General features: G+C 41.2%; 20 protein-coding genes. 8 read left to right on the top strand and 12 right to left on the bottom strand.

The genetic code is table 11. From position 1 onward, the window contains the following. Positions 1–12 precede the first annotated feature (12 nt). Both BLU80_RS01905 and BLU80_RS01900 read left to right on the top strand, forming a co-directional pair. Complete coding sequence (locus tag BLU80_RS01905) at positions 13–975, top strand: BT_3987 domain-containing protein (RefSeq protein WP_091392570.1); 963 nt, start codon at positions 13–15, stop codon at positions 973–975. Between the two features lie 150 nt (positions 976–1,125). Further along, entirely contained in the window at positions 1,126–1,815 is a 690-nt protein-coding gene (locus tag BLU80_RS01900; RefSeq protein ID WP_091392568.1) for a hypothetical protein, read from the top strand. A 51-nt stretch (positions 1,816–1,866) separates the two neighbouring features. Here BLU80_RS01900 and BLU80_RS01895 read toward each other — a convergent pair whose 3' ends face one another. Then, positions 1,867–3,819 (bottom strand): heparinase II/III domain-containing protein, encoded by a 1,953-nt coding sequence (locus BLU80_RS01895; RefSeq protein WP_091392566.1) that lies wholly within the window; start codon positions 3,817–3,819, stop codon positions 1,867–1,869. Between the two features lie 364 nt (positions 3,820–4,183). On the opposite strand from BLU80_RS01895, the gene BLU80_RS01890 reads away from it, so the two are divergent. Together BLU80_RS01890 and BLU80_RS01885 are read left to right on the top strand one after the other, a co-directional pair. Next, on the top strand, positions 4,184–4,609 hold the full coding sequence (locus tag BLU80_RS01890; RefSeq protein ID WP_170831107.1) for a hypothetical protein: 426 nt from the start codon (positions 4,184–4,186) through the stop codon (positions 4,607–4,609). A gap of 24 nt (positions 4,610–4,633) precedes the next feature. Next, positions 4,634–5,509 carry a formate/nitrite transporter family protein gene (locus tag BLU80_RS01885; RefSeq protein ID WP_091392563.1) on the top strand — a complete coding sequence of 292 codons (876 nt, stop codon included), beginning with the start codon at positions 4,634–4,636 and terminating at the stop codon, positions 5,507–5,509. Positions 5,510–5,647: 138 nt separating this feature from the next. Here the strand turns inward: BLU80_RS01885 and BLU80_RS01880 are convergent, their stop codons facing one another. Then, positions 5,648–7,144 carry a malate:quinone oxidoreductase gene (locus BLU80_RS01880; protein WP_091392560.1) on the bottom strand — a complete coding sequence of 499 codons (1,497 nt, stop codon included), beginning with the start codon at positions 7,142–7,144 and terminating at the stop codon, positions 5,648–5,650. A 258-nt stretch (positions 7,145–7,402) separates the two neighbouring features. Between BLU80_RS01880 and BLU80_RS01875 the strand changes: the two genes are divergently transcribed. Continuing rightward, positions 7,403–8,503, top strand: coding sequence for a fatty acid desaturase family protein (locus tag BLU80_RS01875; RefSeq protein WP_091392557.1), 1,101 nt, complete (start codon positions 7,403–7,405; stop codon positions 8,501–8,503). 137 nt (positions 8,504–8,640) lie between these two features. Here the strand turns inward: BLU80_RS01875 and BLU80_RS01870 are convergent, their stop codons facing one another. The 3 genes from BLU80_RS01870 to BLU80_RS01860 form a co-directional block, all read right to left on the bottom strand. Further along, a complete protein-coding gene (locus tag BLU80_RS01870; protein WP_211481713.1) occupies positions 8,641–9,738 on the bottom strand; it encodes a glycoside hydrolase family 53 protein in 1,098 nt (365 codons plus the stop codon). A gap of 150 nt (positions 9,739–9,888) precedes the next feature. After that, a complete protein-coding gene (locus BLU80_RS01865; protein WP_091392554.1) occupies positions 9,889–10,806 on the bottom strand; it encodes an RloB family protein in 918 nt (305 codons plus the stop codon). 2 nt (positions 10,807–10,808) lie between these two features. After that, positions 10,809–12,113: an AAA family ATPase gene (locus BLU80_RS01860; protein ID WP_091392551.1), complete on the bottom strand. Its 1,305-nt coding sequence runs from the start codon at positions 12,111–12,113 to the stop codon at positions 10,809–10,811. A gap of 279 nt (positions 12,114–12,392) precedes the next feature. Between BLU80_RS01860 and BLU80_RS01855 the strand changes: the two genes are divergently transcribed. Together BLU80_RS01855 and BLU80_RS01850 are read left to right on the top strand one after the other, a co-directional pair. Further along, positions 12,393–12,962, top strand: coding sequence for a Crp/Fnr family transcriptional regulator (locus BLU80_RS01855; protein ID WP_091392548.1), 570 nt, complete (start codon positions 12,393–12,395; stop codon positions 12,960–12,962). A gap of 83 nt (positions 12,963–13,045) precedes the next feature. Further along, positions 13,046–13,492, top strand: coding sequence for a carboxymuconolactone decarboxylase family protein (locus tag BLU80_RS01850; protein ID WP_170831106.1), 447 nt, complete (start codon positions 13,046–13,048; stop codon positions 13,490–13,492). Positions 13,493–13,606: 114 nt separating this feature from the next. On the opposite strand, the gene BLU80_RS01845 is transcribed toward BLU80_RS01850, so the two are convergent. Then, positions 13,607–15,277, bottom strand: coding sequence for a peptide MFS transporter (locus BLU80_RS01845; protein WP_091392543.1), 1,671 nt, complete (start codon positions 15,275–15,277; stop codon positions 13,607–13,609). A 231-nt stretch (positions 15,278–15,508) separates the two neighbouring features. Between BLU80_RS01845 and BLU80_RS01840 the strand changes: the two genes are divergently transcribed. Next, entirely contained in the window at positions 15,509–16,018 is a 510-nt protein-coding gene (locus BLU80_RS01840; protein WP_091392541.1) for a DUF2480 family protein, read from the top strand. A 42-nt stretch (positions 16,019–16,060) separates the two neighbouring features. On the opposite strand, the gene BLU80_RS01835 is transcribed toward BLU80_RS01840, so the two are convergent. The 6 genes from BLU80_RS01835 to BLU80_RS01810 form a co-directional block, all read right to left on the bottom strand. Next, complete coding sequence (locus BLU80_RS01835; RefSeq protein WP_091392539.1) at positions 16,061–17,497, bottom strand: AAA family ATPase; 1,437 nt, start codon at positions 17,495–17,497, stop codon at positions 16,061–16,063. Between the two features lie 455 nt (positions 17,498–17,952). Continuing rightward, entirely contained in the window at positions 17,953–19,380 is a 1,428-nt protein-coding gene (locus BLU80_RS01830) for an NADH-quinone oxidoreductase subunit N (protein ID WP_091392536.1), read from the bottom strand. Between the two features lie 124 nt (positions 19,381–19,504). Continuing rightward, entirely contained in the window at positions 19,505–20,932 is a 1,428-nt protein-coding gene (locus BLU80_RS01825) for a complex I subunit 4 family protein (RefSeq protein ID WP_091392535.1), read from the bottom strand. Positions 20,933–20,985: 53 nt separating this feature from the next. Beyond that, complete coding sequence (gene nuoL / locus BLU80_RS01820; RefSeq protein ID WP_170831105.1) at positions 20,986–22,908, bottom strand: NADH-quinone oxidoreductase subunit L; 1,923 nt, start codon at positions 22,906–22,908, stop codon at positions 20,986–20,988. 85 nt (positions 22,909–22,993) lie between these two features. Further along, complete coding sequence (gene nuoK / locus BLU80_RS01815; RefSeq protein WP_091392531.1) at positions 22,994–23,317, bottom strand: NADH-quinone oxidoreductase subunit NuoK; 324 nt, start codon at positions 23,315–23,317, stop codon at positions 22,994–22,996. Between the two features lie 62 nt (positions 23,318–23,379). Beyond that, a complete protein-coding gene (locus BLU80_RS01810; protein ID WP_091392529.1) occupies positions 23,380–23,892 on the bottom strand; it encodes an NADH-quinone oxidoreductase subunit J family protein in 513 nt (170 codons plus the stop codon). Between the last annotated feature and the right edge of the window lie 3 nt (positions 23,893–23,895).

Below are 23,895 nucleotides of genomic sequence, written 5' to 3'. Positions count from 1 at the left end.
AAAGCATTAAAAATGAAACGATTAATCAATAAAAACAGCCGACCACTTATTTGGTTGATGCTCATGACGGCATCCATAATGGCGTTTAGCTGTAATAAATGGGATGACTTAACCTCACCCAACGAGAGTAGTGTGTATATGGCTCAATCAGGAGAAAGAGGTGAATTACACTTTTATAGAATAGATTCAGTACAGGAATTTTATTTCGGGGCTTCCGTCGGAGGGTTTAACGGAGCTCCGCAGAATATGAATGTGAGTTTTGAAGTGGACCCATCTTTGGTCAGCACCTTCAACACCGACCACTCTTATTTAAACTATAATTTTGTAGAGCTACCCGATTCTTCTTATACTATTTCAGGACTAGAATCCACCATTGACAAAGGGGTTTCTGATTCAAAAGCACTGAAAGTAAGTGTTATGGTCAATAAGCTGGATCCGTATACGGACTATGTACTGCCCATAAAGATAAAAAGTATATCCGCCGGAAATCTGGATACGACAATGAGTGTCAGCTATTTTTTCATTGACTCTCTTTATATCCGCTCAAGGACAGTATCCGGAACACTCACTGTTTCTAATGAAAACAGTGGCGGCGCCAATGCAAAAGAGGGCTCGGTCAGATTAAACGACAACGACTATTCCACCAAGTTCCTATATAATTATGTGGATAATTCATGGATGCAGCTAAAATTAGATGCGCCTGCAAAATTAAACGCATATGAACTTACTTCTGGAAATGATGCCGATGACAGAGATCCTAAAAACTGGCAATTTTTGGGATCTAATGATGGATCTAACTGGACGGTGCTGGACGAGCATACGGATTATAAATTCTATAACAGAAGTCAGACCATTAGATTTGAGTACAATGACCCAAGCGGGGAACAGTATCAGTATTATCGCCTGCTCATTCAGAAAAATAATGGCTCCAATTTATTCCAGATGACGGAATGGACCCTTTTACAATACTATTAGTAGATAGTTGGAATATAGTCATTTTTATTGGGGAGAGGCCTTTTAGGCTTCTCCCCTTTTTTACACAATATCGTAAGCGTGACGTCTTTTCCTTATTGAATTCCCCTTATCTTTACCCCTGATTCAAAAAACTATCCCAAATAAATCGCCATGGATTACCAATACGACAAAGAAAAAGACTGCTTAACGATACAATTCTCCGGACTATCCAGCCCCGCGGGCAATAGTGCCCAATTACTGGCTGGCGCTGAGCATCCGGGTATTCAGTTGATTTTATCAGAAGATGGAAAACTCTCCGGTCTTGAAATTTCAACAGCGTCTGTTTATTTTGATAAGATTAAATTGGACAATTATGCGCCACGTCCAAGCGGAACACCAGGTAATCAGACCTCCGGATTTCACGCCCTTTCCCCATCAGAATTTACTGAGCTGGATTGCCCTACGCTCTTTCACGATAAAGAGAATGATTCGTTTTTTGGTTACATCCAGAAAGGAAACTTTTCATTTAAATTTGGCTGGGTGAGAGAAACTTCTACGCCAAGCATTACCTGGCTCAGTCAAAATAGCTGCGCCCTGGGCCTGGATAAAAATTTCGCGATGATCGATTTTAATGCAGGAGAAGTACGCTCTAATATAGCGCTTGATACTTATTTTGTAGGCACTTATCCTACCACGGATGCTTTACTGGTTGCCACGCAATTAGAAGTGCTTGCATTAGATCTTTTCACGTATGAAATCCTGTCAACCACTGAACTGCCTGATTTTCTGGTGAGCATGGATACCGATCAAAGGCCCTATACGGCTCATTGTTTTGACGGCTCTTCTGTTAAGGTCCAGTAATAAGAATATTTTTATACAAAAGAATTTGCATACCATCCGGTTCTTAGAAGCTTACAGCTCAGTGAACCGGATTTTATATTGACCGGTCAGCTTGTCCGTGCGAACTTTAAACTGAATTCTATATACCTGCTCACCCCAGCTGTGCGCAAGACTCGGATCAGATAGTGCTTTTGTTTCTACTGTCGGTTCCAGTTGCCTGCCATTAAAGGACAGCTTCAGCCCTTTACCCGTTTTTTTATCCTTCAAAAGCAGAAAATCCTTACCGCTGGTAACTGTCAGTGGTGTTATCAGCGATAACTTACTGGGTGCTGTATACTTGTTTAACGCATAGGACTCGCTGAGTTCAACGGCAGTACCTAAAAACGCTATTTTTCTTTTCCAAAACCGGACCCCGGCCTCCTTTGGATAGGCATCTGCCAGATCCATAGCAAGTGTCGTCCCGTCTTTTCCCTGAACCAACTGTATATCTTTTGCCCTGTATGCCTTACCCTCCTTTTGCATGTACCCATTGATCACCGGCAGATTATGCCAGGCGGACTGCATCGTAAAAATCTGGTACCTTTCCTTACTAAAAGTCTGTTTGGTATAGGTCCCCACGCCTAAATCTATAATAGCGGGCTGCCCATCCACATAAATGATAAAATTTCCTACGTCATTGTGATTATGACTGGCACCGTTGGTGCCTCCTTTAGCGGCTAAAAATAATCCCTCATCTGATCCCGCTTGAGCTCGAACCGTTAACTGTTCCAAATCAGGAAGCCAGGACTGTTTTATATAAGGGAGGGACCCTGCCCCTTGCGCTAAACTTTGGCAAATCATCAGATCATCCACGAAATTTTCCAGGCCACCGCTCACGCTTAATAAATAATGATAAGGACTGCCCTTTTCTTTGGCGAACCAGGCGGCAAACTGTTTTAAAGTATCATTTTTACAGGATTCTCCGAACTGATAAAGAGCACTGACGTTTGGTGTTACCGTGGCGTGAGCATCTCCATAATTTACAAAATAATGCCCGGCAATATTCGACCGGTAAATAAATGCACCCATTTTGCCGATTAAAGGCCTGTCTGCTATATCAATTTTACCCTGAGTAGCCGACTGTAATTTACTTAAGTAGCCGATTAATGCGCCTGCCGCCATACTCCAATAGCCAGGCCCTTCGTCACAGCCCCCATCTTCAGGATACTGATTAATAAAATGGTCGACGCTCTGCATCGTTTTATGAACAACGGAGTCTAGTCGGCCTTGATTTTTCTCAACCAGTAAGGAGGTCAGCAACACACTTTTATTGACAAAGGGATTCCAGTTATTGACCGATTGCCCTTTAAAACCCATCCACCAAAAATCTGAGCGGGTCAGATAAGGCTCCATTACCCTTTTCTCCAGCTCAAAATACATTCTTTCAGACAGGACACGGGATACTTTATCCAAATATCCGCCTGCTAAAAGATAGACCCAACTCATTAATTCAGAAGTGCTTCCATTGCCCAGATCAAGGATGTTTTCTCCCGGATTTGGAAACGGGGTATATTTCCTCTGTAAAGCTAAATGGGCCGGATAGGCCCAGGTACTTTCCTCACAGATGGCCCAAATACCGTTCACCATGGCTGGCAGATAGCTCGTGTCACCACTGATTAATAGTCCGATCGTTAGGGCGCTGAGGGCCTGCCTTCGATCCCTTCTTATTTTCTCATACCTGGTCCGGTTGCCGTTTTGGCTGAATTCCAGAAAGGTGGTAGCCGGTAAATTAGGCCAGTCAAATTTTTGATAATGAGCGGCCTGCCTTATGAGCTGTTGTTTAACGGAGTCGGGTAATGCGTGCAGGGCCTCCATAACCGTTTGCTTTTGAGACTGGCGCCACTGGTTAATCCCTGCTAAATCACCTGTCATCTGATCTAATGATGCTGCACCGGAAAGCCAGTTGCGTTGTGAGGATACAGTATTGACTCGTATAAAAAGGATAAAGGCTCCCATTAGCAAAACACGCATTAATATTTTCATCATATATGTATTTGGAAAGTTGTCGCTCAGTATATTTTAAAAAGCTACCCAATATACAAATTATACCGTTGCCCTCCACAACATATGCCCCTATAAATTAAAAATTCATTATATTATATATTTTATTATACAATAATTATATACAAACTAACACATATTTTGAATTAGTAATTTTATTTTTATGGCATATTAAATGATTTAGTTGTCTATTTTTATTACAATTTAAATATTTAATAAATATAGTTTTAATTTTAATGTATTAAAAATTTATTGCTTTACTATAAATATTCAAAAAGCTCCATTTATCAATCACGGCTCAAAAACAATCATTAAACAAATGCGAATTAAAAAAAACAAAAAACAAAACATGTTAAAAACGGGTGTATGTAAACCTCAAGGCTTTGTAAGCCTTTCTCTTGCCCTATGCCTGCTGCTTTTCAGTCATCACACGAATGCGCAAAGCGCGGGCAGCCCCAAACTTTCCTTATGGGATGGGATGATCGTCGCCGGATATGTAGGTCATGGCGGATATGCAGATTTTGGCGGCCCCTCTATTAAATGGTCCATGAAACCCTGCTCTATTGCACTGGGTTTGTTTCCTGCGGTACGTATCAAGGAAGATAAAGTAGCGGAAGGTGCTAAAAAGAATTCTTCCATCGTGCCGTCTACCGGCTTTGGCATCACATCCAGCTTCAAACATTTAGTCATCCAGATTCCGGTATTTTATGATGCCAAAACAGCTTCCGCGGATGGGAAATGGAATCTTGGGGTTGGCATTGGCTATAAATTTTAATCTCTTCAATTTAAATTAAACCATATGGAATATAATAAACCAACAGAAGTTATCAGCGCCATGATCAGTGCGGGCATCAACAAAACCAACTTAAGCGCTAAAGATTTATTGATCCGGGGTATGCTCTCCGGGGGGCTGCTGGGCATTGGCACCTCGCTGGCTTTTACCGGGATTGTTCAGACGGGTCTTGGCATCGTAGGCGCCCTGCTCTTCCCGGCCTGTTTTGTCATTGTCATTATTTTAGGGCTGGAGCTGGTAACCGGAAGCTTTGCCGTTTTGCCTGCTGCCCTGTATGATAAACAGATTCGTTTCTCGGATATGATAAAAAATCTGGGTCTCGTCTACTTGGGTAATCTGATCGGCGGATTGCTGTATGCCCTGCTTTTCTGGGTATCCATTACCAATTTGGGACACACGCCGGACTCGCCCCTGGCCACTGCAATTATTAAAGCGGCTGAAGGCAAGACGCTTCATTACGCTGAATTTGGCTTTGACGGCACCATCACGGCCTTTACAAAAGCGGTCCTATGTAACTGGATGGTAACAACTGCCGTAGTCATGGCTTTCGCCTCCAACTCAGCCGGGGGGAAGATCCTTGGGGCCTGGATACCCATTCTGATATTTTTCGCCCAGGGATATGAACACGCCGTGGTCAATATGTTTCTGATACCAGCCGGTATGCTGCTGGGTGCAAAAATCTCCATTGCTGACTGGTGGATTTATAACCAGATTCCTGTCACACTTGGCAATATGGTTGGCGGCGCCTTGTGTACAGCACTGGCCTTATATGTGACCTACAGCATTAAAAAAGGGAAAAAGAGCAAAACACCTGAATGGCAGGCTGAAGACCAGGAAAGTAACATGACACTGGAGCAAGTACAATCAAACGCTATGAATTAATAGCGTATATACTAAGGAAGGACACAGATAGTAACACCTTTCCTTTACAGTAAAAAGCAGTATGACCGGTATGTCATACTGCTTTTGTTCTTTTTATATACCATCTCCGGATGGAGGATGCTTGTATAATACTGTCTGTCAGGCAATTTCACGGTTCAGCTGCAGCGCTTCACTGGTCCAGGACCTCATTTGCTGACAAAGATCCGGACGTTTTTCTAAGGACTCACCAAAGGTGGGCACCATCTTTTTTAATTTGCTCTGCCAGGCTTCTGACTGAAACTCTTTAGGGAAACAGCGCTGGATAAGCTCAAGCATAATCGGCACCGAGGTGGAAGCACCTGGAGATGCACCCAGCAGAGCCGATATAGAGCCGTCCGCACTGGTGACAACCTCGGTTCCAAACTGTAAAATACCGCCCTTTTTAGGGTCTTTTTTAATTACCTGGACGCGCTGTCCGGCAATTTCCAGCTCCCAGTCTTTGCCGTCTGCATTGATATAGAATTTTCTGAGTGCATTGACTCTGTCGGCAGGCGATTGTTTGATTTGCTGGATCAGGTATTTGAGTAAGGCAAAATTGGTCAGTCCGACTTTAATCATAGGCCATAGATTGCTCCATTTAATAGATAAAGGCAGATCCCAATAAGAACCGTTCTTTAAAAATTTAGAGGAGAAACCGGCAAATGGCCCGAATAATAAGGCTCTTTCCCCATTAATCATTCTGGTATCTAAATGCGGATCGCTCATCGGTGGCGCACCAACGGCAGGTTTACCGTATACTTTTGCCTCGTGTTGTTTAATGATATCCGGATTGGTACATCTCAGCCATTGTCCGCTGGCCGGGAATCCCCCAAAACCCTTTCCTTCTGGTATTTTTGATTTTTCCAGTAAAGGCAGCGCTCCGCCGCCGGCACCGATAAATACAAATTTTGCGGTCGTCTTTTTGATTTCCCCGCTTGCCAGATCCTTTATTTTTAATTGCCAGCTGCCATCAGATTGTTTTTTCAGATTTGTTACTTCCTGGCCGGTAAATAATTTTACGCCGGCTGTATGACTCAGATATTCAATCATCTGTCTGGCCAGAGATCCAAAATTAACATCCGTTCCTATATCCATTTTAGTGGCTGCAACAGGCTGACTCGGATCTCTGTCCTGCATAATGAGGGGGATCCATTTTTTCAGCTGCTCCTGATTATCAGAAAACTGCATCCCTTTAAACAGGTTATAGGTCTGCAACTTGTCGTAGCGCTTCTTTAAGAAGCTGACATTTTCGCTGCCCCATACAAAACTCATATGCGGAATCGGGGAGATAAAGTCCTTTGGATCTTTTAATAGTTTGGATTCGGATAAATAAGCCCAGTATTGTTTAGACAGTTCAAATTGTTCGGCTACCCGTAAGGCTTTGGTGGCGTCAATCGTTCCATCAGCAAGTTCCGGTGTATAATTGAGTTCACAAAGAGCGGAATGACCTGTCCCTGCATTATTCCAGGCATCTGAACTTTCCTGAGCAATTTGATTTAGGCGTTCATAAATCTCTATGGTTGCACTGGGCATCAATTGATTAAGCATGGATCCTAATGTTGCACTCATAATGCCTGCGCCAATCAATATGATATCCGGATTACTATTACTATTCATTATAATTTTTTTCTATATTACCTCTGGATGTGTACAAATTTACAATCCAAAAGGCACCTACAAAAAATAAATAGAAATTTTGGCAACAATCTTTATTAAATGATTCAAATTCAACGTAGATTAACAAAATGTTAATCAAACGTTTGTTTAATTGTTTTCTTTTTTTTACCTTTATGTTCTTACGTAAATTAGTATCCCATTAAGCGGTTCCCTCCTCTTACTGGAGGTGAGCCTGAACCTATTCGTCTTTAATAGCATATGGCAAATTTACCTAAACCCATATTTGAGAAAGCTCCTAAAGAAGATATCTTCAAAGCCATCGCAGAGGAAGTGCATACCCTGGTAAAACAAAAGCCAGGTCTGGTAAGAATGGGTATTTATAAAGTCTTCATTTTTCTGGCAGTTTACGGAATCAGTTATCTGGGCATATTCCTTTGGGGTAATCATACCTGGGCTTTGTTTGCCTGTTACGCAGTTTGCGGCCTGATGATGTTTCTTATATTTCTAAACGGATTTCATGACGCTGCTCATAATGCACTTTTTACTTCCTCAAAAGCCAATCACAGGTTTTGCTATATACTGGAACTTTTTGGCAGCAACAGCTTTATCTGGCGTAAACGCCATTTACTGCTCCATCATCCTTATCCCAATATCGCGCACTGGGATATTGATGTCAAACAAAGCGATCTGGCAAGAATTCACCCGACGGCCAAATGGCTGCCGGTACATAGATACCAGCATATCTATATGTGGTTTCTTTATTCTTTATATACCCTCAACTGGCTTTACATAAGAGACTTTAAAGATTTTTTCTCAACAAGGGATAACTACCTGAAAAGAGTTGTCCGTATCCCAAAGATGGAATATTTCAAATTATTTTTCTTTAAAGTATTGAATTTGTTGCTGCTTATAGGAGCGCCTTTGGACCTGCTTGATCAACCAGCACACATGATCTTACTGGGTTGGCTGGTAATGCATGTGGTCGCCAGCAGTTTTGGAGCAGTTGCACTTCTTTCTACGCATGTAGATGAACACGCTGTTTTCCCAACGCCGGCCCCTGATGGTCAAATCCATAATACCTGGTTTGGTCACCAGCTGTCTGTGACTAAGGACTTCAGCACAGACAGCAAGGTGATCAATTATTTATATGGCGGCTTTAGCCTGCATGTCGCCCACCATTTATTTCCCGGAATCTCTCATAGTTATTATCCGGCCATCACCAGAATTATCCGGAAATATGCCAGAGATAACAACCTGCCTTACATTAATTACCCTTTTTATAATGCCATCAGAAGTCACTACCGGCTGCTGAAAAAAAACGGCCTGGAACATAATTTATTTACAACCGGAGAATTGTAAAATGGCCTCAGTGGCCTGTTCCAAGGTCATGATAACAGACCGAAGGCAACCCCTGTTGGGCACTAATTAAACAGCCGGGGTAGGAAGAGCGACTTAGGCTACCCCCCTTCCTTTTATCATCCGTCTGTTCCTCCCTTTTATTTAAAAGCAGACAAGGCTTTTGTAGGTTTTCCATCAGACTGCCAGCAGCTCAGCTTATACTCACTCCAGCTGCGGGCTCCTTCAGGCTCCCAGTAAAAAACACCCAGCCCCCGATTTCCGGGAACTGCTGCAGTTGTTTTAATTACGGCCTTTAGCATATCATAGGTATTTTGAACGGCCATATCTGCCCCGCCCACTTCCACCACCATTACGGGCTTATTATAACGGCTGACCATATCATTTAAATTATTATTTAAATCATTTACATTCTCAGTATAATCCTGATTGAGCCAGAAGGGATAATAAGAAAGACCGATAATATCATAATTGACGTTATTGGCCTTGGCAGAGTCATAAAACCATCTGGATCTGCTATTGTTATTGCCCTGATCAATGTGTACGATTACTTTTATGGATGGATCAACTGCCTTTGTAGCAGCATAGCCTTTATTCAAGAGTTTTGACAGCGCAGGCCAGTTATCCGTACTGCCGGTAGGCCAGAGCATACCGCCTGTGATCTCATTGCCCACTTGTACCCAGGTAGGTGTCACTCCCTGACTTTTTAATGTATCCAGAACATGATAGGTATAATCATATACATCCTGTAACAGCGTAGTAAGGTCGTCATTTTGCCAGACTGCGGGTTTGTTCTGGTGAGAGGGATCAGCCCAGGAGTCGCTGTAATGAAAATCAATCATGATTTTAAAACCTTTGGCCAAGCACCTTTTTGCAAGGGCCAGGGTTTCGGCGGTTGAGCAATGCCCGCTGATCTTATCATCTGAGGGATGGACAAATACTCTTAACCGGATGGCATTTATACCGTTATCCTTTAATATATCCAGGCAATCTGCCGCCTTTCCATTTTCATCATAAAATTTAAATCCGGTAGCTTCCATCTGAGGCAACCAACTGATGTCTGCTCCTTTGAAAAAGGTTGTATCAATTTCAGATGGTGAATTTGTCCCGGAACCGGTGGTTCCGCTACCCACGGCGGGCAAAACCTCACTTTTTGATTTACTTGCAGAATTGATGCTGGCTAAAATAGCCATCATGATAAAACCGAAGCCTAGAACTTTTTTGATATAACGCTTCATCGTCTTATAATTTTTGTTATTCCAATTGGTATTAATTTTTAGTCACTGCAAAGCTGTAATTTCCATTTCCTGCCCTAAGATCCAGCCTTGCGCTGCAAATAAGATTTTGGTTTCTTTAATAATTTAGGACTTGAGAAATCGCATTTAATATTAACTAGCTTCTACGAAAGGTAAAATGCCATTTACTTCTAATTTCAAGTTCCCAAACTCGACAAATACTTTGGGGCTTGCGTTTATTTGACCCAAATTATTTACACTGGTATTTCCTACAAGAATAATAGAATTAGTTATTTTTACTTTATTCATTGCCGAATCATAAAAACTAAACTCATTCCAAACCAAATTTCTATTGGTCGAATTTGTAATACTGATTACGTACTCGCCATTGACATTATTAACAACTATTACAATATCATTAAAAATCAAGCCTTGACCTATTTCCCTGTATTCATAAATAAAATCATGTAACAGAAGTTTTTTTACTAAACTATCTACATCTGTATAAGGATTTACTTCGTAAATCGTGTATAGAGGGTTATTTGAATTCAGCCAATTCCTCAACCACGAAGCATTTCCAAAGGCTTTAAGATTTTTGTCTTGTATTTTGGGATAAAGATTATAATCCCCAGATTTCGCATAATCTTCTAAATATTTCTCACCATCACAAAACTTATCATTTATAATATTTGCGGACTTTGTGAAACTATAATTATTTCTTTCAAAATGCAGTAAGATCCACATTTCAAATGAGATGCTTGAAAATGCGACATTGATTTTGTTCTCCTTAGCTAAATTAAATGCTTTCTTGTGTTTTGTGTAACCGTCCTTATCAAAAACAACCCATAATTCATCAAATTCCTCTTTCCGTTCAATTGCAACATTTACTAAACCAACTGCATCTGTTTTAGGGTTCTTATCAAGGTCTTTGTCTGGATAAACGGTGACAGCATAGGGATAATCATCATTGTCTTCCATTACTTCTTTGAGCTTTTCAAAGTACAATGGTTCAGTGTTGCTTCCTTCGCAGGCAATGAAAATACTAATCCCTGGTTTTCTTTTCTTTGCCATATTTACTCGTAAATAAATTCTATTTCTTTAATTTTCGGATTTCCTCCAAATTTGCCTGTTCTATACCAAAGTTCAAAATTGGTATTATCTCTAACCCCTTCAAACTCATTGGCACAATACAACTCTGAACAACCAAATTTGTTTTTTTGTGCAAACCAAATTTGATCTTTTCTAAATACATCTTTGTCTAAAAGAGTTACTTCATGGGTCGCAAAAATAAGCTGTGCATTTTTAGGATTGGAAATTTTACTATTAAAAAGCCTAATCAAAAACTTACATAGTTTCGGATGCAAGCTATTATCTAATTCGTCAAATACCACAACACCGCCATTTTCTAAGGTTTTAAGAATTTTACCGCCTAAAGCAAATAAAACTTTTGTCCCTGTTGACTCTTTCGCATTAAAGTCAAACTCCCTTAACCCTTTTTCATCCTTTCCATCAAAAACTTTATGATATGAAAAAGTCCTGATTCTATTATTTTCGTAAAACTTATCTACAATTTCCCCAGGAAGCTCCTCAGGCAGTTTAAAACTTTTTCTTTTAAGCTCCTTGGAGCTTATACTTTCTATTTTTGTATCTGAAATTCTAATTAATTTACTCAACCTGTTTTTGAATTTTTCATTCTCTGGCTGAGCAATCAACTCAGATATTTCTTTCGACAAATCATTAATTGTACGTTTATTGGACGCATTCCACACATTAATATTAGTTAAATATCTATAGACAGTAGTAAGTTGATCGTGAGGGGTATCAATGCCAAACTTCGAAAGATATAATTGATTTTTAAATACCTTTTTAGGAATTCGTTTATCCACAAGATTTTTTCCGAGTTCAATGGTATCGTAATCGCTATCCTCCGACAACACTCTTTCAAATAAATTTGAAGTTTGGCCTTTAGGTGAAAAATCTAATTTTTCAAAGTCAATTTTGCGCTTACTAAATGAAATCTCATAGTCGTACTTAATTGCATCTATGGCAAATGAAATTTTAAAATTTACTGGAGAATCCTGAGTATTTATGTCTAACTCAAAGGGTTCATAGCATTCAATTTGCTGTTTGTTCAATTCAAATTTATACGAGTTTTTAATTAGCCAAGTAAACGCAAGAAATGCTTTTATAAAATTACTCTTGCCGCTTGCATTTGCACCATAAACAACAGCGGTCTTCAAAAGAGAAATAGTATTGCCCGAATTGAAATCAACCTCAAACGTATTATCAATTTTGGACTTAATAGAGTCTGCTTTTAAAGTAAACTCTGTATTATCTTTAAAGGACCTATAATTACTGAATGAAAAATCTATTACCATAACAATTGAATCAATATTTGTAACAAAGATACAAAAAACAACACAATAAGTTTATTTTATTTGTTTTTTGATAAACTATTAGTCAAAAATGTTAAAATATTGCCTATACTTCAGCAAAAAACACTGTTGAATATAAAGGGGCTAAAAGAGGGGTAGGCGAAGAGCATGCAATGTTCCTGATCTTTGTACAGGACTACATGTATTATCCTGTCTAGCAGCACAACGATATAAATTCAGTACCTTCACCTACTCAATACTTATTGATCAACTTACCTATTAGTGGAACCTTTAATCAGACATATTCATCATCAATTACATCTTACTACAGAAGAACAGCAACAGGTTATCCGTCATTTTACAAGAATCAACGTAGCCAAAAAAGCCATTATTTTAAAAGAAGGCAGTTATTGCAGGGACCTTTTTTTTGTGGAAAAAGGATGCCTGCGCCTTTATTTTATTGATGAAAAAGGAAGAGAACAAATCACGCATTTTGCCATTGAAAACTGGTGGCTGACGGATTATCTGGCTTTTGACACGGCAAATACGGCAGCTTTCAGTATCCAAGCCGTAGAAAACTGTACTTTATTACAAATAAGCCGTGAGCAATTAGACAACCTTACCCAGGCAGTTCCTTTAATGGACCGGTATTTCAGGCTCAATTTGCAAAGGGCCTTTGGAGCCGCCCAGCGGCGCATCATGATGATGTATGAGAAGTCCAAGGAAGATTATTTTTACGAGTTTAATGAGAAGCATCCTGAGTTTGTCCAAAGGGTCCCCCAATATATGCTGGCCTCTTTTCTGGGCTTAACCCCGGAGTACTTAAGTGAACTGCGCAAAAAACTCAGATAACCGGCAATTTTCATTTCTTAAACCAGATTAAGCAAATCTCTAAGCCTGGGTTTTACCTTTGACTTATCTAAAAAGTATAGATTATGCAAAAAAGAATGAACATCTTAAAAGATCTGCCGGCTGCATATGCAGCGCAGTCAGCCATGGAAAAATACGTCAGCACCACCTCTCTGACACCCATTGAAAAGGAGTTGATCAAAATCCGCGCCTCCCAGATTAACGGCTGTGCTTTCTGTTTAAACATGCATACAACAGATGCCCGTAAAAACGGGGAGACAGAGCAGCGTATTTACCTGTTGAATGCCTGGCGAGAAACGGATCTGTATACAGAAACAGAAAAAGCCATCCTGGCCCTAACGGAAGAAGTAACGTTGATCTCTAAAGGTGGTGTAAGTGACGCGACCTATCAAGCAGCAGTAACGTTATTAGGTGAACATAAAGTGGCGGAAGTCATCATGGCAATCATCACCATTAACGGCTGGAACAGAATAGCCATCAGCACCCAACAACCGGTGGCTAAAGCAGAGTAGCACAGCTGGTTCCTTTGGGTATGAAGCATAAAAAAACATCTGGCGATTGTCCTAGAGAAAAGGTATTACCAGATGTTTTTTCTTATATAAACCGCCAAATTGTACGTTTTTAAACTAGCTACTACCGGTCTTTTCTTGTAAGACGGTAGAAATCCTTTTGCTGAGCACAAACATAACAAGACCTGCCACCGCAGCAGCAATTACCAGTATCAAGAAATAGTTCTGCTTATGGGTGAAGCTATCCCAGAAAGTTGCCATAAGCCCCGCTAATTTACCGGCAATGGCATTGACGATAAACCAGGCCCCCATCATAAGGGCGGTGATTCTGGGCGGCGATAGTTTAGACACCAGTGATAAACCTATCGGGCTGACCAGTAACTCCCCAATGGTAAAGATGGCATAGGTGGCCACTATCCAGTAGGCCTCCGTTTTATTATGAAATACATCTGTGGACATAATAGCGATATACATCACCAGTGATGACAGGCCGGCAAACCAGATTCCCAGTCCAACCTTGCGCGGCGTACTGGGCTCCCTTTTCTTCCTGGCCATCCTGCCAAAGAGCCAGACCAGAATAGGCGTAAACAGTACTATAAAAAATGGATTAATGGATTGGAAAATTTCCGTCGAGAGTAGATTTAAATGCCCCTCTTTGGGCCAGTCTTTTTGTGGTAGATTATTGAAATAAGTGTCTGGACCCTGTGTCTTCACCAGTTTACCATCGGGACCCTGGGTCGATCTAAAATACTGATCATATTTGATGACTTCATGCGGCGCTGTAGTGACCGGTTCCAAAAAGCCAAATGGTTTGGTGACTTTTTCCAGACTCGCCGGCATTTCCCGGTTCGTATACTGGTCTGCCCAGATAGTAAGGCCCGTGCTGTTTTGGTTATAAATGACCCAAAATACAATGGATACCAGGAAGAAAGAGAATAAAGCGCCCAGGCCTCTTTTGTCCTCTCTGCTGGCTTTTATAAATAAGCCAATATAAAAGATGATGATAGGAACACAGGCAAACATAAAGGCATCATTGGAGGTCGTCCCAAAGATGGTATGACCAAGCATTGCCTGCATATTCCAGCCTATGGCGCCGGCGATGGCCGCCGGCAAAAAGACGTAGCCCAGAATCTTTTTCATTGGCATGTCTTCCTTTTGAACCGGTTTCTTAACATCTCCCTCGGCTACGGATTTATAACCAATGATAAACCAGACTAGTGCTATGGTCATCCCAACACCCGCCGCCATAAATGCATAACCCCAGCCATAATGATTACGCATATAAGCAGCGACAAAATTGCAGACAAAGGCGCCTATATTAATCCCCATATAAAAGATATTATAGGCATTGTCCTTTCGGGCTTTCAGTTCTTCTTTATTATAAATATTACCCAGCAGTGTACTGATATTCGGTTTAAAAAATCCATTACCCGTTACCAGTAAGAGTAAGGCAATATACATGGGCGTTTTACCCGGTATAGCAAGGACAAAATAGCCCGCTGCCAGCAGGGCTCCTCCCAGGATAATGGCCTTTCTATATCCTAAATACCTGTCCGCAATGAGCCCACCGATAAAGGGTGTCAGATAAGCCATCGCAATATAAGACCCTACCAGGTCCGTTGCCATTTTTAGATTAAATCCTGCGCCCCCATTGCTAATGGGGTCTTTTAAATACAATAGGAATATCCCTACCATCAGGTAATAACCAAAACGCTCCCACATTTCTGTTCCAAACAGGATCCATAAGCCTTTGTGGTGTTTTAGTTTTGCCGGTTGTACGGTTGCCATAATAAATCTTTAAAATAATTAATGTTCGTTAGTTATTAAAACTGGCCTAAAAGTAAGCCATTATTACATTTAGAGGCCAAAATACTTAAGAAAATCCGTGTTTTGTTGATTTTTGCCGTATAATTTTCATAAAACCCGCCATATATAAGCTTTTGGTGCCTGTACTCAGGGAAAGCCGATTATACACAACTCTTAACGATAAATTTCAGACCTTTGTAACAAACCGGTATTATGGAAGATGTAATCGTCAATAAAGTAGCAGAGAGTGGCATTATAACTATTGATCTGGAGGATTTTTATCCTAAGGGAGACATTATAGGCATTGATATGAAAGAATGGCTATTTATGGAAATGCTGTTAAAAGAGAAGCCTTTCAGAGAATCTTTGAAAAATAATGACTGGTCTGTCTATAAAGGCCGGCTCGTGGCTATTTACTGCTCCACCGATGCGATCATCCCCAGATGGGCTTATATGCTGCTGGCTACCTACCTTACGCCTATTGCTGCCGATGTTTTTATCGGGACTCCGGATGAGATGGCCATGCAAATAACAGAAAGACAGGTCCATCAATTAGATATCACCCCCTATCAGGACAAACGCGTCATTTTAAAGGGTTGCGGGAAAAAGGACGTAAATGCCGCTGTTTATTTTGCCATGACTAAGCGACTCTTACCCCATGTGCAGAGTATTATGTACGGCGAGGCCTGTAGTAGCGTGCCTGTATACAAACGTAAAAAGTAAGAAGCGGTCATCATTTCCCATCCACAAAGGACAAGATTACGATTAAAGCTGAGTGAATAAAGCATCCATGGTAACCTCATTGTCAACTAGTTGAATCTTATAATCATTGGTAGCCACCCCATATGTTGTAATAAAGGTCAATAACAGAGCGTAACCTCTGGGAAGGTCTTGCTGAAATGCATTTATCTTTTGACCTATTTCCTGGCTGTATTTTTTATCAATGACAAAAGTTTTCGAACTATATTTAACCTCGCAAACCTGGATGGTATTATCACTGCGTTCTAACAAAAGATCAATTTGCCCACCATCCGTGGTTTGATTGCCGGGCTTGTACCAGGAAGAATAAGAAATATTCATTCCTGCAATGCCTAGCGCTTTTTTGATTTGAGGGATATGCGTCATACATATATTCTCGAATGCATATCCGCACCAGGACATATATTTAGGCGTTTTACTTATGGACAACCAATCCGATTTACCACTGCTCCCATCCATGAATTTTAAATAAAAGAGAGAAAATGGATCTATCAAACGGTAAAGGCTTTCTTTTTTCTTTTTTCTAAACGGGTCAATTTTTTCAATGAATCCACTTTCTAATAATTCATCCAATACGCTGGTTAATCCTCCTCCTTTTACCACATTTGATCTGTCAAGTAATTCATTGCGTGTCATGCCTTTGTTTTTCAGAGCCAAGGCATGAATAACATTATAATGACGCTGTGCATGCGTAAATAGTGCCTCATAAAGATTCTTAAACTCAGGAACTAGTACGCCATTTCTTTTGAAACATGCATTATCTATAGCCTGATGGAGGCTTTCTCCCCTTCGCACTGTATTTAAATAATGGGGAATCCCACCCATCACCATATATAATTGAAGAATCTGATAATCACTAAAAGCTATTCGTTTATATTTCAAATATGCCTTTGTCTCATATAAATCGAAAGGTTGCAACCGAAGATGCTGTGTTATTCTATTGTGCAATCCCCCCTTATTATTCACAATTTTCTTAATCATCCAGGAAGCTGCCGAACCGCAGATGACTACCAGAATATCCCTTCTTTCAGATAAATATATATTCCAAAAATATCCAAAAGCTGACAAAAATCCCGACTTATGTGTATCTAGCCAAGGCAGCTCATCAAAAAAAATCACTTTTTTACCTTTCTTATCAAGTGTCTCAAGACATGCACGCAATACAACAAAAGCCTGTTGCCAGTTTGCAGGAGCCTGAAGTTGTCTACTTTCCGGAAACCAGATATTCATCTGGTCCTGAAAATTATGAAGCTGTCTTTGTTGATTTGCACCAGCTTCTCCCGAACAAATAAATTTTAGATGATCCGCATAATAATTTTTTATTAGATAGGTTTTCCCTACGCGTCTTCTGCCATAAATAGCTAACAACTCCGGCTGGTCACTATCTAACAAGCGTTCCAAAGTTTTTATTTCCTTCTCTCTGCCAATAATTTCTGATTTCATAGCTTGTTGTCTATCAAATATAACATGTGAGGCTTGTCAACAAATAATCCCATTTCTCACTCAAATCTACGCCATATTTACCACATTTGGCAATTAATAAATTTTATTGCCTGCCAAATCTATGCAAAAATGACCACATTTGGCAATTAATAAATTTTATTGGCTGCCAAATCTATGTCAAAATGAGAGATTTGGCAGCCAATAAAAAGATTCGCAGCATTGAAAACAGCAGTATCGTCAATACAAGGCCCTATTTTCACCATTTGAAAGATGTCTGGGTGCCCCTCTGTACCTTAACATCAATAGACAAAACTATTCTCTATTGATTATAGTACGCGGGCCATTGAGCCATAAAAACGGCATGGGCCTGAGCTAATTATAAAGCTCAGGCCCATGCCGTTTATAGTGATATCCTCCATCTGAATCAATTTCCCTGGCAGGATAAGTGAATCAGATTAAAAATATAAAAAGTTCAAAATAACCTGCGGGAAAGCGCCCAGTAGAATAATAATCAGTGCCATTACCACAGCCAGGATTTTAAACCCTTTGGTTACCGGATATTTCAATTCAACGGTACCTTCTTTAAAATACATGGACCATATCACTCTAAAATAATAGAAGACACTGATCACGGCAAAAATAACGCCCACGATAGCAACCCACATATAACCGCCGGTCTGGATAACCGCCATCAACATATAATATTTGGCAAAAAAGCCAATAGTCAGCGGTATACCGGATAAAGAGAGTAAAAAGATCGCATTTGCAAAAGCAAGCGTCGGATGGGATTTGGCCATACCGTTATAACCGGCCAGCGTATAATCCTTCATCTTTGCCAGGATACCGAACAGGCCTATGGTTGCAACGCTATAGGCTACAACATATAATAACAGGCCTTCTTTTGCAGTGTCATTTAAACTTAACAGCGAAAAAAGCATAAAACCAGCCTGTGCGATGGAAGAGTAGGCCAGCATGCGTTTTACACTTTGCTGGAAAATAGCCGTAATATTACCAAAGAGTAAGGTGGCTACGATTATTATGGAGAAGAGCATCTTCCAGTCTACTCCTATAATGGCATTTTCTAAAATCGTCGTTTCTTCTTCTCTGATGGCAAACAGGCGGATAAAGGCTATAAATGCGCCTGCCTTTACAATGGTTGCCATAAAGGAAGTAAATACACTGGGAGAACCGTCATAAATATCTGGTGCCCAAAAATGAAATGGAGCGGCAGACACTTTAAAGCACATACCGGTAAGGATCAGAATCATTCCCGCTACATCCAGAAAGGACATTCTTTTATTCATGGCACCTGCAATGGAAGTACTGATATCCTGACCATGATGGACCAGGGCAAAATCGCCGGTTCCTCCATAGACTAAAGCAATCCCCATGAGCAGGATCCCGGTTGAGAAAGATCCCATTAAAAAATACTTCAAGGACGCTTCATTGCTTTTCAGGTTTTCCTTTCTGGCGCCGGTCAGTATATATAAAGGAATAGACATAATTTCTATCCCGATGAATAACATCAAAAGGTTATTGTAGGAGGACAGGATAAAAATACCACAGAGCACAAAGAAAATGAGTGCAAAATACTCTCCTATGTACCGGCCGACTCTTTCTATCTCTCTTTGAGAAAAAGCACTGAACAGAATCGTACAGGCAATCGCCAGGGTATTAAAATAAAGGCCGAACCGGCTGAATTCCAGCATATCAAACGTAGGGATATTCAGCCAGGCATGACTATAGGTCTCGCAAATATTGGCCAGCAATAACAAAATAAGCCCGACCAGCGCAATGCTTTTATAGGCTTTTGTATTCTTTACAAATGCACTGCTTAGCATCATCACTATTCCAAAAATTGCTGACAGTATGATTGCGTTCATAGTTCTAACGAATTTTATTGACGTAGGGCTAAAGGACCCGCCCTTTTTATTTTTCTATTTTCAAATCCGGCCAGTAGGCCGTTTCAACTTTTTAAATACTCTTTTCATTGGCCTTAACGGCCTACTATTTTACATGAAGCACCGCCTGCACGGTATCTCTGGTTAAATCCAGCAGCGGAGCCGGATAAACCCCTAATATGATAATCACAATGGTGATAACAATTAGCGCGTACTGTGTATTTTTGGGAGCCTCTACTGCATTTTGTGTAAAGGAAGACACTTCTCCGTAAAACATTTTCTGCATGGCCCATAGCGAGTAAATAGCGACCAGGATAATACTGATACAGGCAACAGCGCCGGCCCACACATTATAACGGAATAGTCCGTTAAACATCAGAAACTCTCCGATAAAGGAGTTGGTGAGCGGAAGAGATACGTTTGCCAGTGTCATGACCATAAATAAAATCGCCAGTACCGGAGCCTTCATGGCCAGACCACCCATTTCACTGAGTTTACGGGTACCGGTCTGCTGTTCAATGGCAGTGGCCACGATCCATAAACCAAGGACGTTTACCCCATGGTTAAACATTTGTACCAGCACCCCCTGCAGACCAACCTGCTGTAAAGAGAATACGGCCGCACACATTAAACCAATGTGGGCAATGGAGGAATACGCGATCAGCCTTTTTAAATCATCTTGTCTGATGGCGATAAAGGAAGCGTATAATAACCCGATGACCGAAAAAATAATAATAATGTGATTAAAGGATAAAGTAGCTGCAGGGAAAATAGGCAACACATAGCGGATGGTCGCATAAATACCCATTTTTACCATTACGGCACTTAAAATCATAGTGCCGGCACTAGGTGCCTGCTCATAGGCATCCGGCTGCCAGGTATGCAATGGAAATACCGGCATCTTAATGGCAAAGGCCACAAAAAACAACCAGAATCCGATATTTTGCTCTGTACCTGTTAACTGTAAATGATAAAAAGAGCTGAGTGCAAAACTGTGATCCGGCGTTTTAAGATAAAGGTAAATTATACCTATCAATAAAAACAAGGAACCTAAAAAGGTATAAATGAAGAATTTAAAGGTCGCCTGAATTTTCCGGTCACCTCCGTACTGAGAACAAAGAAAGTAAATCGGAATCAGCGCCAGCTCCCAGAAAAAATAAAACAACAACACATCAGCAGCTAAGAACACGCCCATCATCCCGGCCTGGGTCAGCAGCAGTAATCCAAAGAAATTTCCCTTATCGCTGTATTTCTCTCTGATAGTAGAAGATAAAATCAGCGGTAAGGCTACTGCATTTAATAAGCAAAGCATTTTAGCCATGCCATCCATGGACAGGGAAAAGTTACTGCCGATTTGTGGCAGCCACTCTTTTTCCAGGGTGACCGTTCCTTTTGAAGTGATGACAAGTAGCAAGGCTACCAGAAAGGTCAAAAGTGAACCGGCCAGCGCCAATGAGCGGGCAGCTTTCCCATTTTTTACAAAAAAGGAGAGCACACCTGCGACAACCGGAATTAAAATGAGTAAAACTATCATATCTGTATTGTAATCTCTTTACAAATGTTTTTAATGGATACTACTACCTAATCTTATTTAAATATCCAGTGGATAAACCTTAATATATATGCCTGATTCCAGAAGGCCACAAATAATACAACCAGGGACAACACCATCATCAGGATATAGCCGCCCACCTGACCGCTTTGCACCAGTCGCAGCTGCCTGGAGGTATACTGAACAAAACGACCGGTTCCGTTTACGATCCCGTCGATGACTCTTTTATCGATGATGTTCTTTAAAAAGCCACTGAACTTAAGTAAAGGTTTTGCGATAACCGCGTCATAGATCTCATCTACATACCACTTATTGGCCAGGACTTTGCCGATACCAGACGGTTCAGAAGCGTCCAGTTGATAACTACTGAATTTCTTCCATGCCCAGACAATGGATACAATCACAAGGATGGTAGTTACGCCCATAAGCATCCATTCTGTGCCGTGGCTTAAGTGTTCTGCGTGCTCCGGCAAATCACTGAATACAGGTGCCAGGAAGTTTTCCAGCAGGTGCGCATGAGGTGCAAATAAGGCCGGGATGCCGACAAAACCAGCCACTACGGCCAGTACGGCCAATATGGACAGCGGAATGGTCATGGCCTTAGGACTCTCATGGAGATGATGCTCCTGGTCATGCGTGCCCCGGAAATCCCCCAGGAAGGTCATTGCATAAATACGGAACATATAAAATGCGGTAAACAAAGCGCCTAAGACACCAAAATAATATAATACCGGACTGGAAGCGTAGGCCGCTGCCAGGATCTCATCTTTGGAGAAAAAGCCTGAGAACGGAGGAACACCCGCAATGGCCAGACAGGCCAACAGAAAAGTGATATGGGTAACGGGCATATATTTTTTAAGTCCGCCCATATAGCGGCTGTCCTGCTGTCCGCCCATGGCATGAATGACGGAACCGGCCCCTAGGAATAATAAGGCTTTAAAGAAGGCATGTGTCATTACATGGAATACGGCACCTCCATAGGCCCCTACTCCGAGGCCCAGGAACATATAACCCAGCTGGCTGACGGTAGAATAAGCCAGTACTTTTTTAATATCGTTTTGTTTTAAGGCAATGGAAGCGGCAAAGACCGCTGTGGCCACACCGATAATGGCAATAATCTGATTGGTAAACGGTGCCAGTGAATACAGTAAATGACTTCTGGCAATCATATAAATACCGGCTGTTACCATCGTAGCCGCGTGAATCAGCGCAGACACCGGTGTAGGACCCGCCATGGCGTCGGGCAGCCAGGTATATAAAGGTATCTGTGCACTTTTACCAGTCGCCCCTACAAATAATAATAAGGTGATAGCGGTAATATCTGCCTGGCTGAACTTTGCCAGCATGGCAGGCGTAAACAGTTCACTGTAAGTCAGGGTGCCGGCTCTTGCCAGTATCCAGAACAAGGCCACCAAAAAGCCTAAGTCCCCAATTCTGTTCATCACAAAAGCCTTTCTGGCTGCATAGTTAAACTGGTTGTTTTTGAACCAGTAACCGATCAACAGGTATGAACACAGACCAACCCCTTCCCAGCCGATGAACATAATCAGGAAGTTGGCGCCCATAACCAGCAGCAACATGGAAAACACAAACAGGTTCAGATAAGCAAAATAACGGGCAAAATGATCGCTGGTCTCCTCATGCATATATGCACTGGAGTATACATGAATCAAAAAGCCCACACCGGTAATAATAAGTAAGAATAACGCAGTTAACTGATCAACCTGGAAGGCAAAGGGTATTTTAAAATCCGCTACGTTTATAAAATCAAAATACGCCCTGGTAGCAGCCCCTCCTGTTTTGACATCACAAAATAAAACCAGGCTGACAATAAAGGAAGCCAATAGCGCCCCGCAGCCTACCAGGGTAACAGCTTGTTTAGAAAGCTGTTTACGGAAAAGCCCGTTGATTAAAAAACCAACCAAGGGAAATAATGGTACCAGATATGCTAAATTCATAATGATTATTAATCAGTTCTAAATAGTAATATGCTTAAACCTTGTTATATACTTTTATAATAAGCAGGCGATAACCTGCTTGTCCTTAGTTTTTTAACCGGTTGAGAAAATCCACATCCACCGAATGCGTATTGCGATACAGCATCACAATAATAGCCAGGCCCACACTTACCTCCGCTGCGGCCACGACCATTACAAAAAATACAAATAACTGCCCGTCAATACCTGCCAGTGGTGCTACGCTGGTTGCAGGATGGGTTTTGGAAAAGGCAACCAGTAACAGATTGGCGGCATTGAGCATGAGTTCAATACACATGAAAACGATAATCGCATTACGACGTATCAGTACCCCTACCACCCCGATACTAAATAAGGTGACTGCCAGTGCGATATAATATTGTATAGGCATAAACTTAAATTATAATTCTTTTTAATATCATTAATAACCGCCGTATCAGATACGCGGGTCTATTAGTTTTTCTTACCAATCACCACAGCGCCTACCATGGCACTGAGGAAAAGCACACTACAGAGCTCAAAGGGAAGTGCGTACTGCGTAAACAGCACATGACCCAGGTTTTTAATCAGACCAATCTCTCCTGTATTGACACTGGCTATTTTCGGATGGCCCTTGGACTGTTCTGCATAGGTTCTCACCACAGAAATCAGAATCCATAGGAGCATCCCCCCGGAAATAACACCTCCGAGCTTCATCCAAAGATTCTTTTTCATCTCGGTCTTGGTGTTCAGGTTCATGAGCATGATCACAAACAGGAACAGTACCATAATCGCCCCGGCATAGACGATGACATTGACAATGGCCAGGAACTGGGCATTGAGCATGATATAATGCCCGGATATGGAAAAGAAAGTAGCGACCAGCCAAAGAACACTATGCACCGGATTTTTACTGACCAGTACCATAATGGCACTGAACAGTGTCAGTGCACTTAATATCCAAAAAACAATAGCGGTTATTCCCATCTT

The organism is Arachidicoccus rhizosphaerae (assembly GCF_900107765.1).
Classification (GTDB): Bacteria; Bacteroidota; Bacteroidia; order Chitinophagales; family Chitinophagaceae; genus Arachidicoccus; species Arachidicoccus rhizosphaerae.
The sequence above is the reverse complement of the archived record's forward strand: the minus strand, read 5'-3'. Positions and strand labels throughout refer to the sequence as shown.